Annotated in this window: 22 protein-coding genes; 17 read left to right on the forward strand and 5 right to left on the reverse strand. The window is 35.7% G+C overall.

Annotated elements, in window-relative coordinates:
* Positions 1 to 9: 9 nt before the first annotated feature.
* The 3 genes from DLJ74_RS09045 to DLJ74_RS09055 all read left to right on the forward strand — a co-directional run bounded on the left by DLJ74_RS09045 (position 10) and on the right by DLJ74_RS09055 (position 2,765).
* Positions 10 to 1,272, forward strand: coding sequence for a dihydrolipoamide acetyltransferase family protein (locus DLJ74_RS09045; protein ID WP_146202432.1), 1,263 nt, complete (start codon positions 10 to 12; stop codon positions 1,270 to 1,272).
* Positions 1,273 to 1,507: 235 nt separating this feature from the next.
* The gene (locus DLJ74_RS09050) at positions 1,508 to 2,110 is read left to right on the forward strand and encodes a transporter (RefSeq protein WP_109984597.1); all 603 of its coding nucleotides are present in this window, start codon (positions 1,508 to 1,510) and stop codon (positions 2,108 to 2,110) included.
* A 19-nt stretch (positions 2,111 to 2,129) separates the two neighbouring features.
* Positions 2,130 to 2,765: a trimeric intracellular cation channel family protein gene (locus tag DLJ74_RS09055; protein ID WP_109984214.1), complete on the forward strand. Its 636-nt coding sequence runs from the start codon at positions 2,130 to 2,132 to the stop codon at positions 2,763 to 2,765.
* Here DLJ74_RS09055 and DLJ74_RS09060 read toward each other — a convergent pair.
* Positions 2,762 to 3,439 carry a TerC family protein gene (locus tag DLJ74_RS09060; protein ID WP_245902302.1) on the reverse strand — a complete coding sequence of 226 codons (678 nt, stop codon included), beginning with the start codon at positions 3,437 to 3,439 and terminating at the stop codon, positions 2,762 to 2,764. The genes DLJ74_RS09055 and DLJ74_RS09060 overlap by 4 nt on opposite strands.
* A 197-nt stretch (positions 3,440 to 3,636) precedes the next feature.
* Here DLJ74_RS09060 and DLJ74_RS09065 point away from each other — a divergent pair, with 197 nt between their 5' ends.
* The 3 genes from DLJ74_RS09065 (at position 3,637) to DLJ74_RS09075 (ending at position 7,062) form a co-directional block, all read left to right on the forward strand.
* On the forward strand, positions 3,637 to 4,632 hold the full coding sequence (locus tag DLJ74_RS09065; RefSeq protein WP_109984215.1) for a BMP family ABC transporter substrate-binding protein: 996 nt from the start codon (positions 3,637 to 3,639) through the stop codon (positions 4,630 to 4,632).
* 30 nt (positions 4,633 to 4,662) lie between these two features.
* The gene (locus DLJ74_RS09070) at positions 4,663 to 6,510 is read left to right on the forward strand and encodes a sensor histidine kinase (protein ID WP_109984216.1); all 1,848 of its coding nucleotides are present in this window, start codon (positions 4,663 to 4,665) and stop codon (positions 6,508 to 6,510) included.
* 120 nt (positions 6,511 to 6,630) lie between these two features.
* Positions 6,631 to 7,062, forward strand: a complete 432-nt coding sequence (locus DLJ74_RS09075; protein WP_109984217.1) for a BrxA/BrxB family bacilliredoxin — start codon at positions 6,631 to 6,633, stop codon at positions 7,060 to 7,062.
* Between the two features lie 103 nt (positions 7,063 to 7,165).
* On the opposite strand, the gene prli42 is transcribed toward DLJ74_RS09075, so the two are convergent.
* On the reverse strand, positions 7,166 to 7,279 hold the full coding sequence (gene prli42 / locus DLJ74_RS20430) for a stressosome-associated protein Prli42 (protein WP_181397486.1): 114 nt from the start codon (positions 7,277 to 7,279) through the stop codon (positions 7,166 to 7,168).
* A 128-nt stretch (positions 7,280 to 7,407) separates the two neighbouring features.
* Here prli42 and DLJ74_RS09080 point away from each other — a divergent pair, with 128 nt between their 5' ends.
* Positions 7,408 to 8,526 carry a M20/M25/M40 family metallo-hydrolase gene (locus DLJ74_RS09080; RefSeq protein ID WP_109984218.1) on the forward strand — a complete coding sequence of 373 codons (1,119 nt, stop codon included), beginning with the start codon at positions 7,408 to 7,410 and terminating at the stop codon, positions 8,524 to 8,526.
* Between the two features lie 9 nt (positions 8,527 to 8,535).
* Positions 8,536 to 9,645, forward strand: coding sequence for a DNA polymerase IV (locus DLJ74_RS09085; protein ID WP_109984219.1), 1,110 nt, complete (start codon positions 8,536 to 8,538; stop codon positions 9,643 to 9,645).
* Here DLJ74_RS09085 and rnz read toward each other — a convergent pair.
* The gene (rnz, locus tag DLJ74_RS09090) at positions 9,611 to 10,561 is read right to left on the reverse strand and encodes a ribonuclease Z (RefSeq protein ID WP_109984220.1); all 951 of its coding nucleotides are present in this window, start codon (positions 10,559 to 10,561) and stop codon (positions 9,611 to 9,613) included. The two genes, DLJ74_RS09085 and rnz, sit on opposite strands and share 35 nt — an antisense overlap.
* 12 nt (positions 10,562 to 10,573) lie before the next feature.
* Positions 10,574 to 11,311, reverse strand: coding sequence for a glycerophosphodiester phosphodiesterase (locus DLJ74_RS09095; protein WP_109984221.1), 738 nt, complete (start codon positions 11,309 to 11,311; stop codon positions 10,574 to 10,576).
* Positions 11,312 to 11,568: 257 nt separating this feature from the next.
* On the opposite strand from DLJ74_RS09095, the gene DLJ74_RS09100 reads away from it, so the two are divergent.
* From DLJ74_RS09100 to DLJ74_RS09110, 3 genes are all read left to right on the forward strand, one after another.
* Positions 11,569 to 12,675, forward strand: a complete 1,107-nt coding sequence (locus DLJ74_RS09100; RefSeq protein ID WP_109984222.1) for a glycerol dehydrogenase — start codon at positions 11,569 to 11,571, stop codon at positions 12,673 to 12,675.
* A gap of 388 nt (positions 12,676 to 13,063) precedes the next feature.
* Positions 13,064 to 13,855 (forward strand): SDR family NAD(P)-dependent oxidoreductase, encoded by a 792-nt coding sequence (locus tag DLJ74_RS09105; RefSeq protein ID WP_109984223.1) that lies wholly within the window; start codon positions 13,064 to 13,066, stop codon positions 13,853 to 13,855.
* Positions 13,856 to 13,869: 14 nt separating this feature from the next.
* Positions 13,870 to 14,190, forward strand: a complete 321-nt coding sequence (locus DLJ74_RS09110) for an iron-sulfur cluster biosynthesis family protein (protein ID WP_109984224.1) — start codon at positions 13,870 to 13,872, stop codon at positions 14,188 to 14,190.
* Between the two features lie 137 nt (positions 14,191 to 14,327).
* Here the strand turns inward: DLJ74_RS09110 and DLJ74_RS09115 are convergent, their stop codons facing one another.
* Positions 14,328 to 15,242, reverse strand: a complete 915-nt coding sequence (locus DLJ74_RS09115) for an aldo/keto reductase (RefSeq protein ID WP_109984225.1) — start codon at positions 15,240 to 15,242, stop codon at positions 14,328 to 14,330.
* Positions 15,243 to 15,397: 155 nt separating this feature from the next.
* On the opposite strand from DLJ74_RS09115, the gene DLJ74_RS09120 reads away from it, so the two are divergent.
* The 6 genes from DLJ74_RS09120 (at position 15,398) to xerD (ending at position 19,554) form a co-directional block, all read left to right on the forward strand.
* Positions 15,398 to 15,940 carry an NUDIX domain-containing protein gene (locus tag DLJ74_RS09120; protein WP_245902303.1) on the forward strand — a complete coding sequence of 181 codons (543 nt, stop codon included), beginning with the start codon at positions 15,398 to 15,400 and terminating at the stop codon, positions 15,938 to 15,940.
* A gap of 3 nt (positions 15,941 to 15,943) precedes the next feature.
* Positions 15,944 to 17,095 carry an endonuclease Q family protein gene (locus DLJ74_RS09125; RefSeq protein WP_109984227.1) on the forward strand — a complete coding sequence of 384 codons (1,152 nt, stop codon included), beginning with the start codon at positions 15,944 to 15,946 and terminating at the stop codon, positions 17,093 to 17,095.
* A 69-nt stretch (positions 17,096 to 17,164) separates the two neighbouring features.
* Positions 17,165 to 17,803, forward strand: coding sequence for a stage II sporulation protein M (spoIIM, locus tag DLJ74_RS09130; RefSeq protein ID WP_054859332.1), 639 nt, complete (start codon positions 17,165 to 17,167; stop codon positions 17,801 to 17,803).
* Positions 17,804 to 17,908: 105 nt separating this feature from the next.
* Complete coding sequence (gene fur / locus DLJ74_RS09135; RefSeq protein ID WP_109984228.1) at positions 17,909 to 18,370, forward strand: ferric iron uptake transcriptional regulator; 462 nt, start codon at positions 17,909 to 17,911, stop codon at positions 18,368 to 18,370.
* A gap of 65 nt (positions 18,371 to 18,435) precedes the next feature.
* Positions 18,436 to 18,654, forward strand: coding sequence for a DUF4227 family protein (locus DLJ74_RS09140; protein WP_054787953.1), 219 nt, complete (start codon positions 18,436 to 18,438; stop codon positions 18,652 to 18,654).
* Between the two features lie 12 nt (positions 18,655 to 18,666).
* A complete protein-coding gene (gene xerD / locus DLJ74_RS09145) occupies positions 18,667 to 19,554 on the forward strand; it encodes a site-specific tyrosine recombinase XerD (RefSeq protein ID WP_109984599.1) in 888 nt (295 codons plus the stop codon).
* The last annotated feature ends 106 nt before the right edge of the window (positions 19,555 to 19,660 follow it).

Here is a 19,660-nt window from a genome sequence, read left to right on the forward strand (position 1 = left end):
GTGAGACGCTTGACTGTGGAAAGAATTAATATGCCCCAACTTGGTGAGAGTGTTACAGAGGGAACAGTGAGTACATGGTTAGTCAAGGTAGGGGACTATGTTGAAAAATATGATGCAATTGCTGAAGTCATGACAGACAAAGTAAATGCAGAGGTACCTTCTTCCTATTCTGGAGTGATTAAAGAAATCATCGCACAAGAAGGAGAAACAATAGAGGTCGGCCAATTAATGTGTTATATCGAAATGGAAGCAGAACAAGCAGTTGCTGCACAGGAGAGTGAACAACCGCAGCAAGTCGTTGAACCAGGGCACGTTTCGACTGAGAAAACGATGAAAAACCGTTATTCACCTGCAGTAATGCGTATGGCACAGGAAAACAACCTAGATTTAAAAACGATTAATGGTACAGGAAAAGGTGGAAGAATTACGCGAAAAGATGTAGAAAAAGTCATCGAAAGTAAGCACTCTCCCCAAAAAGATAACCAGGAGCCTATTCCTACTAAAAAGGAAGAAGAAGAATTTGAGGAATTTACACCACCAATCATCCGTCGTAAACCAGTCAAAGCAAGACAAGGTGATAGGGAAATTCCTGTTACTGGCTTAAGAAGAACCATTGCTCAAAATATGGTGCGCTCCAAGACAGAAATACCTCATGCATGGATGATGATCGAGGTAGATGTGACGAACTTAGTTGCCTATCGAAATGCAGAAAAGGATTCCTTCAAGGAAAATGAAGGATATAACCTTTCTTACTTTGCTTTTTTCTTGAATGCCGTAGCAAAAGCTTTGAAAAAATTCCCTGAGCTTAACAGTTGCTGGGCTGGAGATCGAATTATCCAAAGAAATGAGATTAATCTATCCATTGCGGTAGCTCATGAGCATGAATTATATGTACCAGTAATTAAAAATGTGGATGAGAAAAGTATTAAAGGAATAGCAAAGGAAATTCACCAATTATCAAGAAAAGCAAGAACAGGCACCCTTGCAAAAGAAGATATGGAGGATGGCACGTTTACGGTTAATAATACAGGATCCTTTGGTTCCGTTGAATCGATGGGCGTTATCAATTATCCTCAAGCTGCTATATTACAAGTAGAGTCGATTGTAAAACGACCGGTTATTATAGATGACATGTTTGCCGCAAGAGATATGGTTAATCTTTGTTTATCTTTGGATCACCGTGTATTAGATGGTGTCATTTGTGGTGCTTTCATGTCACATGTGAAATCCATATTAGAAAATATATCTAGCGACACTACACCTATTTACTAAAAATAGGTTATTCTCTCAAAAAGTTGTTTCTTTTTATAACAAAATTTCGTATACTATGTAAGAAGGAAACCCTAGCACAGTGACAGGGTTTCCTTCTTTTTAGAAGCTAGCAAATGAGACGCAGCTTAGTCTGTAAGTGTTGCTAAGTACAAGGTCTTGGATGACATACACCTTGACTCTCATCTCTAAGGCGTTAGCTAGCAAGCTATTATGTATCGAGATTTGGATGGATATTATGCAAAAACTGTTGAAAATCTTATATGATTCGCTTATGATTTTATTGATTATTGTAACCATATTAACCCTATGGTCCGACAATGAAATAAATTCTGAGATACACTTTATTGTCTGGTTAGTGTTTGCAATTGATTTTATTGTAAGATTTGCATTGGCGAAAGAAAAGTGGCAATTTATTAAGAAAAACCCTTTTTTGATAATAGCAGTTATTCCGTTGGATCAATTTTTTCAGTTAGCTAGAATAGTGAGGATTTTCTATCTTTTTCGAATTAAGACAATCACGAAATATTATATTAAACCTTATTTAGAGAAATTAGAGCGAACTCATAAACTAATCATAATATGTATAATTCCTTTTGGGTTATGGATAGAAGCACTAATTATCTGGAGAATGGATAACAAACTGGATTCATGGAATAATGCGATAATAGAAGTTTTTAGTCATCTTTTTTTATTTGCTAAAAGTATAGAAATGATAAAACATTTTCCTACTATTATTCTGTTAAGCATCACTTCGATATTAGGGGTACTACTCCAAGGTTTAGCATTGCAATGGTTTTTTACAAAAATAGAGGATGTTTATCGCCGAAGTGTGAATTAGTTTCGAAGGAGGACATGGGATGTTTTTAATTGAAACATTTGTTTATATTGGAACAATGGCGTTTGCTATATCGGGTTCTATTTTAGCCATACGTAAAAATTTAGATATATTTGGAGTTTTGTTATTAGGACTAACTACTTCTTTGGCTGGTGGAGTTATACGTGATTTAATGATCGGAAATATACCGCCAACAAACTTGATCTACCCGCAATATTTTCTAGTCAGTTTGTTGGCGAGTTTAGTGACCATTTTATTTTATGAAAAGATTCGACAGTTTAAAAATAGTATTGCCTTTTTTGATGCGATTGGACTTGGTGTATTTACTGCTGTTGGTGCAAACGCAGCAATTAGTTTAGATTATTCACAACCCTTTCTTATTGTAGCAATGGGGCTGGTGACAGGGATTGGCGGTGGTGTTTTACGAGATGTATTCGTTAAAGAGATTCCGTTAGTATTTAGGAAGGAAATTTACGGAATAGCCTCCATAGCAGGGTCCCTTGTATTAATTCTAACAAATGATTTCCTTCCATTGATGATCAGCCTATATCTTTGTTTTATTATGACGTTTGCTATACGTATGCTTGCACTTAAATGGAAGTGGAATGTTCCAGTTGTCACCAAAAGAACTAAAATAAAAAATACGATCAAGTCTTAAGTAGCTTCTCGATTCGTGATATAGCCTGTCAGAATTACAGCCAATGTTAAAATACAGGAGAATAATAAAGGAATAACGGCATGATGAATTTGAAATAGCTGGATGATAAATTCTTCATGAACAATCATGTCGGCACCGGTGTAGACTAAAATTGCTGATCCAACATACATTAAAGACGGGAATTTTTTTAATAATATCACAATAAATTTAGCACCAAAAACCATAAGTGGGATGCTAATAATCACTCCGATAGCTAATAACGGAATATTTCCTGCTGATGCTCCAGCGATAGCTACTACATTGTCTAAGCTCATTACTAAATCAGCTGAAATGATTGTGAGGATGGCACGATATAAGGAATGATGGGAAGAGATGTCTGGATTCTCTTCTTTTTTTATTAAAATTTTGTAACCAATCCAAATGAGTAGGAGACCACCAATTAGATAGATAAATGGAAATCTCAACAAGTAAATAATTCCACTGGCAAAAAGTATTCGAAGCACAATTGCTCCTGCAACACCTATGAAAATGGCTCTATTTTGATATCTTTTCTCAAGATTTTTAGTTGCCATCGCGATAATTAGTGCATTATCACCAGATAGGACAATATCAATGGAGATTACTTGTAGCAAGCGAACCCAATCAATGTCCCATTGTAATAAATAAAATAACAATATAACCCCCCCTTGTAATGACTTACTATATTCTATGCTTATCCAATTTTCCTTTATGACAAAATGGTCCGTTTTTTTTGTACGAGCTACTTAAAATGTTTTTGTCGAATTAAGGTGAATTATGTAAAAGTATGTGTTCAAATCGAATTCTTTTATGTATAATGAAAATGGAAGACATCAATATAGGGAGTACAAAAATGGATGCTAAAAAACAAATAAAATTAATTTTTACTGTTATACTATCAATTATTTCCATTTTCTTTATCATCTTATGTGTCAAGACAACACAAATTATAAGTGATATGAATGCTTCTGAAAAAAAGACGACAAATGTACTCATACTAACGACAGATGAAATGACTGACCAGAGCTGGGGAAGTCTTGCTTATAAAGGGAAATTATTAATAGAAAAACAATTTGATGTTCAAGTTTCCATGGAAGATGAAGTAGATATTGACTCGGATTTAAAAAATTTGATAAAGGCAAACAATAATGAAAAAGAATTGGATTTAGTAATTGGCCATGGAAGAGAGTTTTCAGAGGCTTTTTATACGATATCTAATCAATTTAAAGATATTCAATTTGTTACGATTCATGGTGATTATCTAAATTCCAATTTAACGGTTTATACATTTGATCATCAGGAGATGGAGTATGTTGCAGGTGTTGCTGCAGCATTACAAACAAAGACAAATAAAATAGGTGTGATTGACGCAGTTAATAATGAGCATTTGGATTGGGGGTTTTCCTCTGGGATAGAAGCCATTAATCCGAAGATTGAATTATTATATGAAGTTGTTTATAGTAGAGAGGACAAAGAAAGAGCCCTTTCGATAGCTGAAAAGATGATAGATGACGGTGTCGATATTATTTATACAAAAGGAAATGGTTATAACCAAGCCGTTATTAATTATGCCAAAACGAAAGGTATATATATGATTGGATACTTAGAAGATCAATCTTATATGGCAGAGAACCATATGTTAACAAGTGTGTTAAACAATGTTCCGCAAATGTATGTCGCTATTTTGAAAGATTTTCAAAAAGACCTTAAGACTCCGGAAAAGAAAGTTTATTTAGATTCATATGACGGAGTTTACGGACTAGCGCCATTAGGGAAAATGTACACAGAAGATGAAATAGAAATTATTGAACAAGAAAAAAAGGAAATTTTATCACAAAACAAAAAATGAAAGTGTTAAGAAGTGATTGGAGTAATGCAAATGCGTGATTTTTTTAAACAATTTTCATTAAAAAATAAGCTTTTAAGCATTCTCCTCTTTATCTTGGTTATTTTTAGTGGTTTTTCTCTTTTCCTGATTCAATCCATTGATGAAATAAGTGAAATCACTAATCGGATTAAAAACAAAAACATTCCAGAATTAACTTGGTATAAACAATTAGAGCAAGAAGTGATGATAAAAAAATATCTAGTGGAGGCTCATCTTGAGAAAGGAATAGAACCTGACCTAGTTGATAAATATCAAGATCTAGAAACTGAACAACAAGCAAGTGATTTGTCTGAATTAATGCCTATCCCAAAAGATTTGGAAGCTTACCAAAATCAAGTACAGACATTGGATTTTATCATTGTAAATAAAGTGGGAGGATTGCTAGAATACGAGAATCAAGAAGTAGCCGAAGATGTGATCAGAAATGAATACTTACCGAAGCTAGAAGAAATACATACATCCATTCAGTCTGCAAGTAATGAGGAATTTAAAATCTTTAATGAGAATGCCAATACTTATCCAGTTATTATTGAAAAGTCTTTGATCGTATTATTAGTTATTACATTAGTAGCATTTATCATTTCCATCATTTTATCCTATCGCATTAGCCGAAGTATGACAAAGCCAATTGAATCAATGGTGGAGAAGGTGAATAAAATTGCGAAAGGGAACTATGGTGAAAGACTAAAGCATTCCAACCAATTAGAGCTGCAAAGTCTGACGGAATCGATTAATCAAATGTCTCTTCAATTACAGCAGTCATTTCAAACCATTATTGGAGATAAAATAAAGCATGAACAGGTACTTAATTCGCTACCAATTGGCATTATTACATACGATAATAAAAGTCGAGAATATACGACTAACTCCTTTGTTTATAATACTTTGAAGATTACGACAGATGAATTGAAGCGATTAGTCATTGAGGAAACAGAGGAATTACATCCATTATTAGAAATGTTTATTTCCGAAAGAAATTATCACAATAAAAAGATTCTCATAAATTTAAATAAGAACAAATATGTATATTTAGTATCCCAAACAAAGTTAAGAGATCAGGAAGATAACATTACAGGTCGAATTTTTTATTTTATCGATGTCACAGAGTCAACACTTCTAGAAAAAAGAATTGTTCAATCTGAGAAATTAGCTCTAGTTGGGGAAATGGCAGCAATGTCAGCACACGAAATCAGAAACCCACTAACAGTTATTCATGGATTTTTAACGTTAATGCTAGAATCATCTGAAAAAGATTTGATGGAAAAGTATAATGTGAATTTAATGATGAAAGAAGTAGAAAGATTGTATTCCTTAGTCGAACAAATGCTTCTTATGTCTAAACAAAAAGAACCCGAAAAACAACTAACGAAAGTGAAGGATGTTTTAGATGATTTAATGCCTTTACTTAATAGTACTCTAGAGGCCAAGAATATTCATTGCGAGTTAGATATAGAAAATCATTATATTTTTGCTGATATGAAGCAATTAAAGCAAGTATTTCTGAATCTATTTAGAAATAGTATTGAAGCAATTGGTTCAAACGGAAAAATTGAAATCAAGTCAATGGTCGCGGCAGACCAGTGTATACTATCTTTTAAAGATAGTGGCCATGGAGTTCCTGACCATATAAAGGATAGTCTATTTGAACCTTTCTCAACGTCCAAATCTAATGGAACTGGTTTAGGGTTAAATTTAGTTCGACGTATAATAGAAAATCATAATGGCAAAATTTGCTTATCCCATTCAGACAAAACAGGAACGGAATTTAAAATTTCCCTTCCCATTGTTAAGGAAGCAATAACTAATAAAGGGGAGCCTCCTCCTAAACCAAACAATTGAAATAACAGACTGCTTTTTGATAAGATATAAGAGAAGCATTCGTCCGACAATTGCAGTCATTTCTAATTAGTACTGAGTATCGAAGGGTTACATATAGATAAATAGAGGAGTGGAAGAAAAATGGATTTTAATATTTTTATGGGTGATGTAGTGGAAGCGGCCAGAAAAGAGATTAAGGAAGCAGGATATACAGAGCTTCAAACCCCAGAATCAGTAGAAGAAACCCTTGAAAAAGAAGGTACCACCTTAGTGATGGTTAATTCTACCTGTGGTTGTGCAGGGGGTGTAGCAAGACCTGCTGCAGCAAGTGCGATCCATTACGACAAACGACCGAATCAATTAGTTACTGTTTTTGCTGGTCAAGATCGAGAAGCAACAGAAAAGGCTAGAGAATATTTTAAAGGTTATGCCCCATCTTCGCCATCATTTGCCTTATTGAAGGATGGAGAAATCTTAAAAATGGTGGAACGCCACGAAATCGAAGGACATAGTCCAGTAGAAGTGGTGAATAAGTTACAGCAATTATTTGATGCTTATTGTGAGGAAGTATAAGTTAAAGAGGTAAGCAGAGAAGGGAAAGGATGTGATGATCTCCTTTCCCTTTTAATTGTAATATTTTCTGTTATTATCCTGAAGTTCACTGTTCGCAAGGAGTTTATTGGGAGATAAATGCTGATAATCCCATTGTGAATGTTGATAAAATCATTGCAGCAATCATAAGATAAACAATTAACTTAATTCTTCTTTGTCGTTTTGATTTTGATGCCATGCCGATAGCCTCCTTTTAGCAATACTACTATTTATTTTACATGGTATTTTATCATTGGACAAGTACATAATAGAATAAGATTCCTCGTCGTGTATATAGAACAATTTAAATGAAAGGATGGAAATAGGATGAATGATTTACGGATCGTACATCAATTTATTGAGCTCGTTCAAATTAATTCCGAAACGACAAAAGAGCGTGAGATAGCAGATTATATTTTAGATAAAATGAAGGATTTAGATCTTGAAGTATTAGAAGATGATAGTTACAAAGATACACAACACGAAGCTGGAAATATAATTGGCAAATTAACTGGAAAAAACGAAAATGCGGACAAGATTTATTTCACTGCTCATATGGATACAGTAACACCAGGAAATAATATTCAACCACAACAGAAGGATGGTTACATTATGTCAGATGGTAGCACCATACTAGGGGCGGATGATAAAGCAGGGATTGCAGCTATTTTTGAAACGATTCATCTCCTAAAAGAAAAGGATATCGAACATGGAGACATCTATTTTGCTATTATGAGTGGAGAGGAATCAGGATTAGTAGGTTCAAGACATTTTGACAAAAAGCATTTACCAGTGGATTATGGATATGCATTGGATAGTGATGGAACGGTAGGTCATATCATCACTTCTGCCCCTTCTCAAGCAAAGATCTATGCTACTATAACTGGTAAAGCGGCACACGCTGGTGTTCAACCCGAAAAAGGAGTCTCTGCTATTAGTATTACGGCCAAGGCGATTACTAAAATGTCACTTGGTCGTATTGATGAAGAGACGACAGCGAACATTGGAAGTTTTGAAGGTCGAGGCCCTACAAACGTTGTATGTGATGAAGTGTTGCTAGTTGCAGAAGCTCGTTCCCTGTCAAAAGCTAAGCTAGATACGCAAGTAGAAATGATGACAAATGCGTTAAAAGAAACAGCAGAGCAAATGAACGGGAAAGCAAAGGTTAATGTAGAATATATGTATCCTGCATACCATTTTAGTAAAGAAGACAAAGTGGTTAGGAATGCAATGGAAGCAGTGACAAAGATTGGACGAACTCCAAAACTCGTGAAAAGTGGTGGAGGTAGTGATGCAAACCACTTATCCGGAAAAGGGATTCCTACAGTTAACTTAGCAATTGGATATGAAAATATCCATACCAAACATGAAAAAATGCCGGTAGAGGAATTATTAAAAATTCCAGAATTAATGATTGAAATCATTAAACAAGCAATTAAAAAGTAGTGAGAGAAAATGAATAAATGGTATCCGAAAAATGGTCGTGTAATCTTACATGTTGATATGAATAGCTTTTATGCGTCTGTTGAAATTGCCGATGACCCTAACTTAAAAAACAAGCCTGTGGCAATAGCGGGAAATCCAGATGAACGAAAAGGAATTATAGTAACAAGTAGTTATGAGGCAAGAAATAAAGGAGTAAAGACGACGATGCCTCTATGGGAAGCTAGAAAGCTATGTCCTGACTTAATAGTCATTCGTCCTAATTTCCCGCGCTATCGAGAAATTTCCCAACAAATCTTCAAGCATCTAGAAACGTACACAGAATTTGTGGAGCCAGTCTCTATAGATGAAGCCTATATGGATATAACAAAATGTGCACATATTGGCTCTCCTTTAGAAATCGCTAAAATGATTCGAGAGGAGCTTCGCAAGGAACTAGGTTTACCATGTAGTATTGGTATTTCCCCGAATAAATTCTTGGCTAAAATGGCTTCTGATATGAAAAAACCAAATGGAATTACTATATTACGTAAAAGAGATGTTGAGACAAGGCTATGGCCACTACTATTAGAGCAAATGTATGGCGTTGGAAAAAAAACAGCGGAAAAATTACAGAAATATGATATTCATACTATCGGTGATTTAGTAAGAGCAGATACGCATGCTTTAAAAGCAATATTAGGGGTGAATGGGGAAAGGCTACAAGCAAGGGCGAAAGGAGAGGATCCACGACCAGTAGATCCTGATCAGGCGCAAGCATTTAAAAGTATAGGAAGTTCCATGACTTTTCCAATGGATATTGATGTGTATGATGAGCTTATTGTACAACTACAAGACCTTTCTAAAAAGGTCGCTTTCCGGTTAGAAAGGAAAAAGGCAGTTGGAAATACCATTCAGCTTGTGATTCGTTATAACAATCGTCATACAGTTACACGCCGAATAAAATTACCTCATTTCATTGAGAAAGGGGAGCAGATCTTTTACTACAGTGAAACACTTTTAAGTAAGCATTGGAACGGTGAACCAGTTCGGTTATTGGGCATAACGATGCAGAATACGGAAAAAAAGGATGAATTATTTTATCAAATTAATCTTTTTGATTACCTTGATGAACTTCCGTAGTTTTAATCAAAAATTCGTCTAAATCGTTGGCGATTTGTGTATTAGTAAATACGGATTGTGCCTCCTGTAATAATTGATTGGACTCACTCTTATGAAATCTTGCGGAAATATGGGTTATAATTAACCGTTTTACTCTCGCTTCTTTAGCTAGATGGGCAGCTTGAATAGTGGTAGAATGAAAATAATCCCTTGCAAGCTGTCCTTGCTCCTTTGAAAAGGTCGCTTCATGAATGAGTAATGTTGCATTCTGCGCAAAAGCAATATGCTCCTCATTATACCTTGTATCACCGAATAAAACGATTACTCTTCCTTTTCTTGGCTTATCTATATATGGACTTGTATCGATTTCTTCCCCGCTTGGCAATGTTACAAAATCATTTTCTTTTATTTGTTGATAAACGGGGCCGGGTAATATATTGTCTTTCTTTAACCGATCGACAAGCAATCTACCTGGCAAATCTTTTTCTTCCATACGAAAGCCGTAGCTTGTAATTCCGTGATCTAATTTTTTACAATAGACTTTAAATTTACTATCCTCAAAAATTAAACCTTCTTCCAATTCTTTAAAATATATGGAATAAGAAAGCCTTGTGCCACTAATCTCTAAGCTAGTTTCCACAAATTCTCGGATACCTTTAGGACCATAGATAAAAACAGGCTCCCTACCAGCTTGAAATGCCCGACTGCTTAAAAAACCGGGGAGGCCAAAAATATGATCACCATGAAGATGTGTGATAAAAATCTTATTAATCTTTCTAGGACTGACAGTTGTATGAAGTATTTGATGCTGGCTAGCTTCGCCACAATCAAACATCCAAAATTCATTTAGTTCTTGTCGCAGATCTAACAGGATTGATGTAACATTTCGATTTTTGCTGGGCATTCCAGCTCCTGTACCGAGAAAAGTAACATTCATTTGATTCATTCCTTAAGGGTTGGTTAATTTTTTTTTGATTTGTATAGCTAAGCTTGGTATATCCGTAAATAATCCGTGTGCGCCTAATCGCAACACTCGAGCTATCGAGAAAGGATGATTAACCGTATAGACAGCCGTATAAATTTTTTCTGCCTTGGCTTTTTCGACTAATCGCTTGGATAATAATCGGTAGCGAATATGAAGACCTGTAACCCCTAATTCTTTAGCAAGTTGGACCAGATCGGGATTTCTTCTACTTGTTAAATAGGAGTATGGTATTGCACAATTAAGCTTTTGCAGACGCTTAAGACTCTTAAAATTAAAAGTCGAGATGACAGAAAGTTTTTCCATCTTATGTGCTTGGATTCTTTCACAAACAATTTTTTCAATGTGCTCATAATCAATGACACCATTTTTTAATTCTATATTCAGCTTTAACTTCTTCTTTTTATTCCATGCTAGTAACTGATCTAAAGTTGGGATGGTGGTATTGGAATAAGTAGAAGAAAACCATGACCCTGCATCTAATTCTTGGAGCTCTTTATATGTATAGTCTTGAACAAAACCAATTCCATCCGTCGTCCTTCTTACATTTTCATCATGAATGAGTACTGGTATTTGATCCTTCGTTAGTTGAACATCTGTTTCAATACCATCTGCTCCTTGTTTAGCAGCTAGTTCAAAAGCAGGCATTGTATTTTCTGGAGCTGCTTTACTTGCACCCCTATGTGCGTAAATAATTGGTGCCATTATAAATCCACTCCCGCCCTTTTAGTCTCCTCTGATTGTCTAGTATTTTTTATAAATTGTCAATGCTCTTAACATTCTTTACCTATTGTATTAATGATAGGACCTTTTTAGTCTTTATCCTTCGTTTTTGAGGTAATGTTTCGAATGGATGAATAAAGCAAATTACACCTTAAGAGAAGTCTCTTCTTATCCCATGATTATTTCATTATAGGAAGGATAAACTAAAGTATCAATTAGTGAAAGGGTGTTAGCAGTAAATGGAAAAAGTGTTTATTAGTCCAGCGAAATATGTTCAAGGTAAAAATGTAATAGAAAATATTAGTCAATATGTAAAGGGAATGGGAGATCAAACCATTGTCATGGCAGATGAATTAGTTTGGGACATTGCGGGACATAAAGTAGTCAATGAATTAAAAAAAGGAAGTATTAAGTCCGAAGAGGTATTATTTAAGGGAGAGGCATCAAAGGAAGAGATTAACCGTATCTCACAAACCGCAAAGGATACAGGGGCAACTATAGTTGTAGGTGTAGGTGGTGGTAAAACCCTAGATACTGCAAAAGCAGTAGCAGATGACCTTGATGCCTATACGGTTATTATACCAACCGCTGCCTCTGCAGATGCACCAACTAGTGCACTTTCTGTCGTTTATTCCGATGACGGCATTTTCGAGTCCTATCGCTTCTATAATCGGAATCCTGATTTAATCCTAGTAGATACAAAGGTGATTGCAGAAGCACCGCCACGACTTTTAACTTCTGGTATCGCGGATGCTATGGCGACCTGGATTGAAGCAAGAAGTGTTATTCGGTTCGGGGGAAAGACAATGGCTGGTGGTGCAACAACAATTGCTGCAGAAGCAATTGCAGAAAAATGTGAGGAAACGTTATTTAAATATGGCCATCTAGCTTATGAATCAGCAAAAGCCAAAGTAGTAACACCTGCACTAGAGTATATCGTGGAAGCTAATACATTACTTAGTGGACTAGGCTTTGAGAGTGGGGGATTGGGAGCTGCACATGCTATTCATAATGGTTTTACGGCACTTAAAGGAGATATACACCACTTAACTCACGGGGAAAAGGTAGCTTTTGGTACATTAGTGCAGTTAGCCTTAGAAAAGCATAGACTAGAAGAAATTGAAAAATATCTTGGATTTTTTATTAGTCTGGATTTACCTGTAACGTTAGCTGATATCAAACTGAAGGATGCTACTAGAGAAGATATTATGAAAGTGGCAAAAGCTGCAACCATTGATGGCGAGACCATTCACCAAGCATTTCATATTACAGCAGATCAGGTAGTGGACGCGATCTTTGCTGCCGATCAGTACGCTAAAGCATATAAGAAAAAGCAGCAGTTATAATTTGATTAAAAGAATGTGACCTTATGGGTAGGTTAACGAATCAGGTCACATTTTTTTGTAAGGTAAGACAGATAAAAATATGATCCCAAAGAAAAAGAGAAGCGCATTGGGCAACGTCCACGACGCGCCTAGAAAATAGGTAGGCGACTTCCCGCACCACCCTGCGATAAGTCATCATCGGTTTTAAATGTGAATGAAGGCTGACTAAATACGGATTGTGCGTCCAATGTCGGCATACCCCTATGAAGGGACATATTTCCATAATCTCAGTTGTGCACTCCGTCGCTACGTTTCTAAACGGTCGCCCAGCGCTTTTATTGCTGCCATGCATGTATGTGTTTACTGACTAAGTCTTCGCTATATGGTAAAATAATTATAGGTGATGTGAATGAAATCGATCAATGGCAAAAAGGTTTTAATAACCGGGGCATCAAATGGTATTGGTGCTGCAGTGGCCCTTGAGCTTGCAAAAAGAGGGGCCATTCCGATTATGGTAGCTAGATCAAAAGACAAATTACAAACATTACAAAATAGATTAAAGGAAGATTTTCAAATTGAAGCTACGTACTATCCGGTTGATCTACTAAACCTTTCAGAGTGGAAACAAGTGATAGAACGAATAAAAATCGAAAATGTAGCGATAGATGCCATTATCAATAATGCAGGGATAGGTTTATTTGAATCATTAGACAAGATCGAGTGGAAAGAAGTAGAGAAAATGCTAAGACTTAATAACAAAGCATTAATATATACGACACATGCTTTTTTGCATCGGTTGAAACAGCGCCCAGAAGCTCACATTATTAATATAGCTTCACAAGCTGGCAAAATTGCCACACCAAAGTCTGCTGTTTATAGTGCAACGAAGTCTGGCGTGATCAGCTTTTCCAATGCTTTACGTCTCGAATTAATCGATACAAACATTCGAGTGATGACTGTTAATATTGGGCCTGTGAAAACAAACTTCTTTGACCATGCAGATCCATCAGGTAGTTACCAAAATAATGTAGCGAAATATATGTTAGAGGCAGATTATGTGGCCAAGAAGATAGTCCAAGCAATGTTCACGAAAAAAAGGGAGATCAATTTGCCATACTGGATGCAAGTAGGCGCGATTGTTTATCAACTTTTTCCAGCAACGATGGAAAAAGTTCTGCATAAGCAATTTCATTCAAAATAGGGGAGGTAGCAATTATGGAATTGACGATTACGAAAGATGCACTTCAAAAAATTAATACTCTAAATGATCGAAAGAAAGAGTGGATTCATTTAGCTTATGATACGGAAGATTGTGGTTGTGGGGTAAATGGTATGCCTACCTTTGAACTAAAGGATCAGATCGAGGACAATGAGAAGCGTGTTTCTTGTGATCAGTTTTCTGTTAGTGTCCATTACCAGCAAGCAGTGTTTTTTGCTAAAGAAATGACCCTTGACTTTAATGGACAAACCTTTCGACTATCCAGTCCTGAAGGGGTGCTAAACCCATTTATTCCACCATCTGTAATAGGTCACTAATAAGTGCAATCAAAAAAGTCGGTTTCTATTTACAAGGAACCGACTTTCATTTTGTTAACATTTTACATCAATATGACTACTCCTACTGCCCGAAATGATGATTTTACTACTTCTTCTAATTGGGATAGAACCCCTATTTATCGATGCTTTTCATATTTATTCTGTTTGGCAATATGAGCCACTTGTTCGAGTTGAGCTGTTGTAAAAGATTGTTCCAATGCTTTTACATTTTCGCTTAATTGAGTAGAGGAACTAGCCCCAGCTACAATGGAGGATACTGCCCCATTTTGGAGAGCATATTGGATGGCTAAACCGGTCAAAGTCTGGTCCCTATTTAGTAGATCAATTAATTGCTTTATCGTGGAGAGTAGCTCATCCTGACGATAATCCAGATAGCCTTTCTGTGCTTTCGCTTGAGTAATCGATAAGGCATCCTTTGTAAGCATGCCTTTAGCAAGACTACCCCTAGTAACAACACTAATTTTTTGTTTCTGTAATAGTGGTAGTATCTCTTCTTCTGCTCTACGATCAAAAATACTATATTGCATCATGACACTTTGGATGCTTGCTTTATTGACAAACTGCTTAATGACATTAGGACGAATCGAAGAGATACCATAATAACGAATGACCCCTTCTTCGACGAGTTCTTCGAATGCTTCAATTGTTTCATCGATTGGATCCTCTATTGTTCCACCATGTAATTGGTATAAATCAATATGATCTGTTTGAAGACGCTTGAGACTACTTTTCACCTGTGATTTTATGTAAGCTTTTGACGGATCCCAATACCAGCTTCCATCTTCCTTCAGATGATTGCCAACCTTTGTAGCTAAAACAATATCATTTCTTCTTTTTTTAATAGCTTCTCCGACTATTTCTTCATTTCTACCTTGATCATATAAATCGGCAGTATCTAAATAATTGATTCCATAGTCGAGAGCTTGATCGATTATATAATTGGCTTGCTTTCGTTCCGTGCCGAGTGACATACATCCTAGAGCCAGCTCCGATACATATAAATTAGAGTCACCTAACTGTACCTTCCTCATCTACAAACATCCTCTCTTTATATAAATGGCTGTTCTTTTTCATTGTATATATAGCGATTAAGAAATACAATAATTGTAGCTCATCTGTAATGAGTGTAGATTATGTAGTAGAAGTATATTGTGGAACTAACTGTAGACAAAGGAGCTTATGTGTAGTGAATTTAGAAGAAAAAACAATCCAAACAAAAGAAATTTTTGATGGCAAAATTATTAAGGTGCAGGTGGAGGATGTTACACTACCGAATGGGCATACTTCCAAACGAGAAATTATTAAGCATCCGGGAGCCGTTGCCGTAATTCCAATTACGAAGGATAATAAAATCATATTTGTGAAACAATATCGAAAACCGTTAGAAAAGGTTTTAGTAGAAATCCCTGCTGGTAAATTAGAAGAAGGAGAAGCACCAATTACTACAGCTCTTCGTGAGTTAGAGGAAGAAACCGGCTATACAACGAAGTCGTTACATTATGTAACATCCTTCTATACTTCACCAGGCTTTGCAGACGAGATTATTTATTTATATGAAACGAGCGATCTAGAGAAACTAGAGGTTGAAAAACAGCTGGATGAAGATGAATTTGTCGAGCTATTAGAATTAACATTAGAAGAAGCAGAGCATTTAATACAAAGTCAAGAAATACATGATGCGAAAACTGCTTATGCAATCCTTTATTTAAAAAGCAAAGGTATGAGATAAAACATGAATACATTTTTTGCCGATTTACACATTCATATTGGTAGGAACAAATTTGGAAAACCTGTGAAAATTACGGGTTCGAAGAGTTTAACAATTACTAATGTATTAAAAGAAGCTTCTGAACGAAAAGGAATGGATTTAGTTGGAGTAATCGATTGCCATGCTCCAGCAGTAATGAGTGAGCTTGAGGATGCTATTCAAGATCAGATGGCAGTCGAGCTAGAGGAGGGTGGAGTTCGTTATCAGAATACAACCCTACTATTGGGAAGTGAAATCGAAATATATGATAATCATTGCCGCGGTCCGATTCATGTCCTTTGCTATTTTCCAACCATTAATAAAATGAAGCAATTTTCTCAATGGTTAGTTGGGAAGATGAGGAATCTGGAGCTTAGCTCTCAACGCTTTTATGGGGAAGCGGTTGAATTGCAACGAACGGTGAAGGAGCTAGACGGATTGTTCATTCCTGCCCATATCTTTACCCCTTTTAAAAGTCTATATGGTAAAGGAGTGCACCGTAGTTTAAAGGAAGTATTAGATCCATCCCTAATAGATGCTATCGAACTTGGCTTAAGCTCTGATACACAAATGGCAGATCAAATAAAGGAATTACATGAATATCCCTTTTTGTCCAATTCAGATGCTCATTCCCTAGCGAAAATAGGAAGAGAGTATCAGCAATTACAGATGAAAGCAGCAAATTTTGATGAATGGTATAAAGCATTACGGAATGTAGATGGTAGAAAAATAATCGCTAACTATGGACTTAACCCTAAGTTAGGAAAATATCATAATACCGTATGTAAGGAATGTTTATCTCCAATAAAAGAGACTCCATGTCCACATTGTGGTGCCACATCCATGATAAAAGGTGTAGCAGATAGAATAATGGAGTTATCGAGTAATGGAGAGAGTCCAGAACGACCACCATATATTTATCAAGTCCCTCTAGAATATGTACCAGGACTTGGAAAGAAAACCTTTGAAAAGTTACTTGACCACTTCGACAATGAAATGAACATCATTCACTTTGTTGAAAAAAACGACTTAATAGATGTAGTAGGTGAAAAAATAGCAAATTCTATCATTAATATTAGAAAAGGAAAAGTGGAGATTATTACTGGTGGCGGAGGTAGGTATGGCAAAATAACTTAATAAGTAAGTTCTATTTCTAGCATCCTTTTCATAGATTGAAATGAGACTATGTTCAAGGATGTGAAGGAAATGCTAAAGAAGAGAAATCATATTGTAGCACATTTAAACCAACACTATACTATTTATATATTTACTATTATCTTGTTTTTGACTGGGATCATTTTCGGAGCCATTATAGTGAATAGTATGTCATTTATTCAGAAACAAGATCTCTTTTTTTATTTAGAACGATTCTTCCAAAATTTTTTAGTGGAGGATGGCGTTACTCGTAAAGCTCTATTTCAAAATGCCATGCTTTACCATATACAGTTTCTTGCACTTCTTTTCTTCCTGGGACTAGCAGTTATTGGATTACCAATAATTTGGGTCCTATTATTCGTCAAAGGAGTAGCAATTGGTTTTACTGTTGGTTATTTTGTAAATCAACTTGGATGGAAGGGATTACTGTTCTCTTTTTCTGCCATTGCACCTCAGAACCTCATTGTTATACCTGTTTATATAATGGCGAGTGTTTTTGCAATGATCTTTTCCTTTACGTTAATACAAAGTATCTTTTCGAAACGGTATAAGCTTCCTGTACTGCAAGTGTTTTATCGTTATATTGCATTGTTCGTCCTTTTAATTATAGGAGCAAGTGTTGCAGCGGTTCTAGAAACAGTCGTTTCATTTGAATCGATGAAGCTTATATCTGAGCAAATTCTTAAATGATAACAATTTCAATTTAGAAATTAATATTATTTATCTAATTATAATAATTTTAATTGACAGTCGGAGGACCTCTATTTATAATTGTTTTGTAGGGAGGTCTTAGGTATGGAACATCGATTAGACCGTATCAAAAAAGAATTACATGCACAAAGCTATAAGTTAACCCCTCAAAGGGAAGCTACGGTTAGAGTTCTTTTAGAACGGGAAGAAGATCATTTAAGTGCTGAGGATGTCTATTTATTAGTTAAAGATAAAGCACCTGAAATTGGCCTAGCAACAGTTTATCGAACATTAGAATTACTGACAGAGCTAAAAGTAGTAGATAAAATAAATTTTGGTGATGGTGTTTCTCGTTATGACCTTCGGAAGGAAGGGGCTAAGCATTTTCATCACCATCTAGTTTGTACAGAATGTGGGTCTGTAGAAGAAATAATGGATGATTTATTAGAAGAGGTTGAGGAAATCGTTCAGAAGGATTGGGGATTTCTCGTGAAGGATCATCGACTAACCTTCCATGGGATCTGTAGAGTATGTCAGGAAAATATGGAGGAAGAGGAGAAGAATTAGGTATATTTCTTCTTTTTTTTGGTATAAATTCTAATAGAATAATATTTTCTATTAGGAGAATCAAAATGTCTAAAATGATCAAAATTATATTAGAGATGACAAAGGTTTTGTTGATCTTTGTCATATGTACATTATTGTTTTATTATGTTATAAAGGCATTACACCAAGAGTATGAACAGCTGGACCGCTATGAAATGCCAAAAGGCAACGCAGTAGAGGTTTTCGAACAGGAGGAAAATGATCTCCTGGAAAGGATAAGTATATTTTTTCGATTGGGTGAATAGATCATGGATGACATGTTATATCCTGTAGAAGAATTCTATCATTATTTACGAATTGAGCGAGGCTTATCAAATAATACACTTCAGGCCTATCGCAGAGACTTATCGCATTATTATCAATTTTTAAATGAAAATAAAAAGCTTGAAAAATGGGATAATGTCTCTAGGCAAGATATCTTGCAATTTTTATATCATTTAAATGATACGGGAAAATCAACCTCGACGATTGCGAGAACACTATCTACGATTCGATTATTTCATCAGTTTTTGATTAGAGAATTTCAACTTTCTCAAGATCCGAGTTTACATATCGAAACACCAAGAACCGGAAGGAGACTTCCCAAGGTTCTTTCGACGGATGATGTAGAAAAACTACTAAGCATAGAGCCCAAAGACAAATATTCGATTCGTAACAAAGCAATGCTAGAAACACTTTATGCAACTGGCTTGCGCGTAACCGAATTAACCGATTTAACATTAGCAGATCTACATTTGACAATGGGCTTTGTGCGCTGTTTTGGTAAAGGCTCTAAGGAGCGTATTGTACCATTAGGTGACCTAGCAAAGGAATCGGTCGAAATGTACCTTGAACAGGCGAGGCCAATGTTAGTAAGCAAAAAAAATACGGAAAATGTATTTGTTAATCATCACGGAAATCGGTTATCACGTCAAGGTTTCTGGAAAATTATTAAGCAAATTGCCAAAGATGTAGGAATTGAAAAAGAAATATCTCCACATACATTAAGGCATTCCTTTGCTACACATTTATTAGAGAATGGTGCTGATTTAAGAGCTGTTCAAGAAATGCTTGGACACTCTGATATTTCAACCACTCAGATTTACACACATGTATCGAAGTCCCGCTTGAAAGATATTTACAAAGAGCATCATCCGAGAGCTTAGTCCGAAGATTACAGCACCCATTGACATTCGTTTAAACTTGTCAATGGGTGTTAACTTTCTCCTAAATAAAACTTGATTATTAGGTAACGTAAATTTTTCGCATAGT

The organism is Gracilibacillus dipsosauri, assembly GCF_003176895.1.
Classification (GTDB): Bacteria; Bacillota; Bacilli; order Bacillales; family Amphibacillaceae; genus Gracilibacillus; species Gracilibacillus dipsosauri.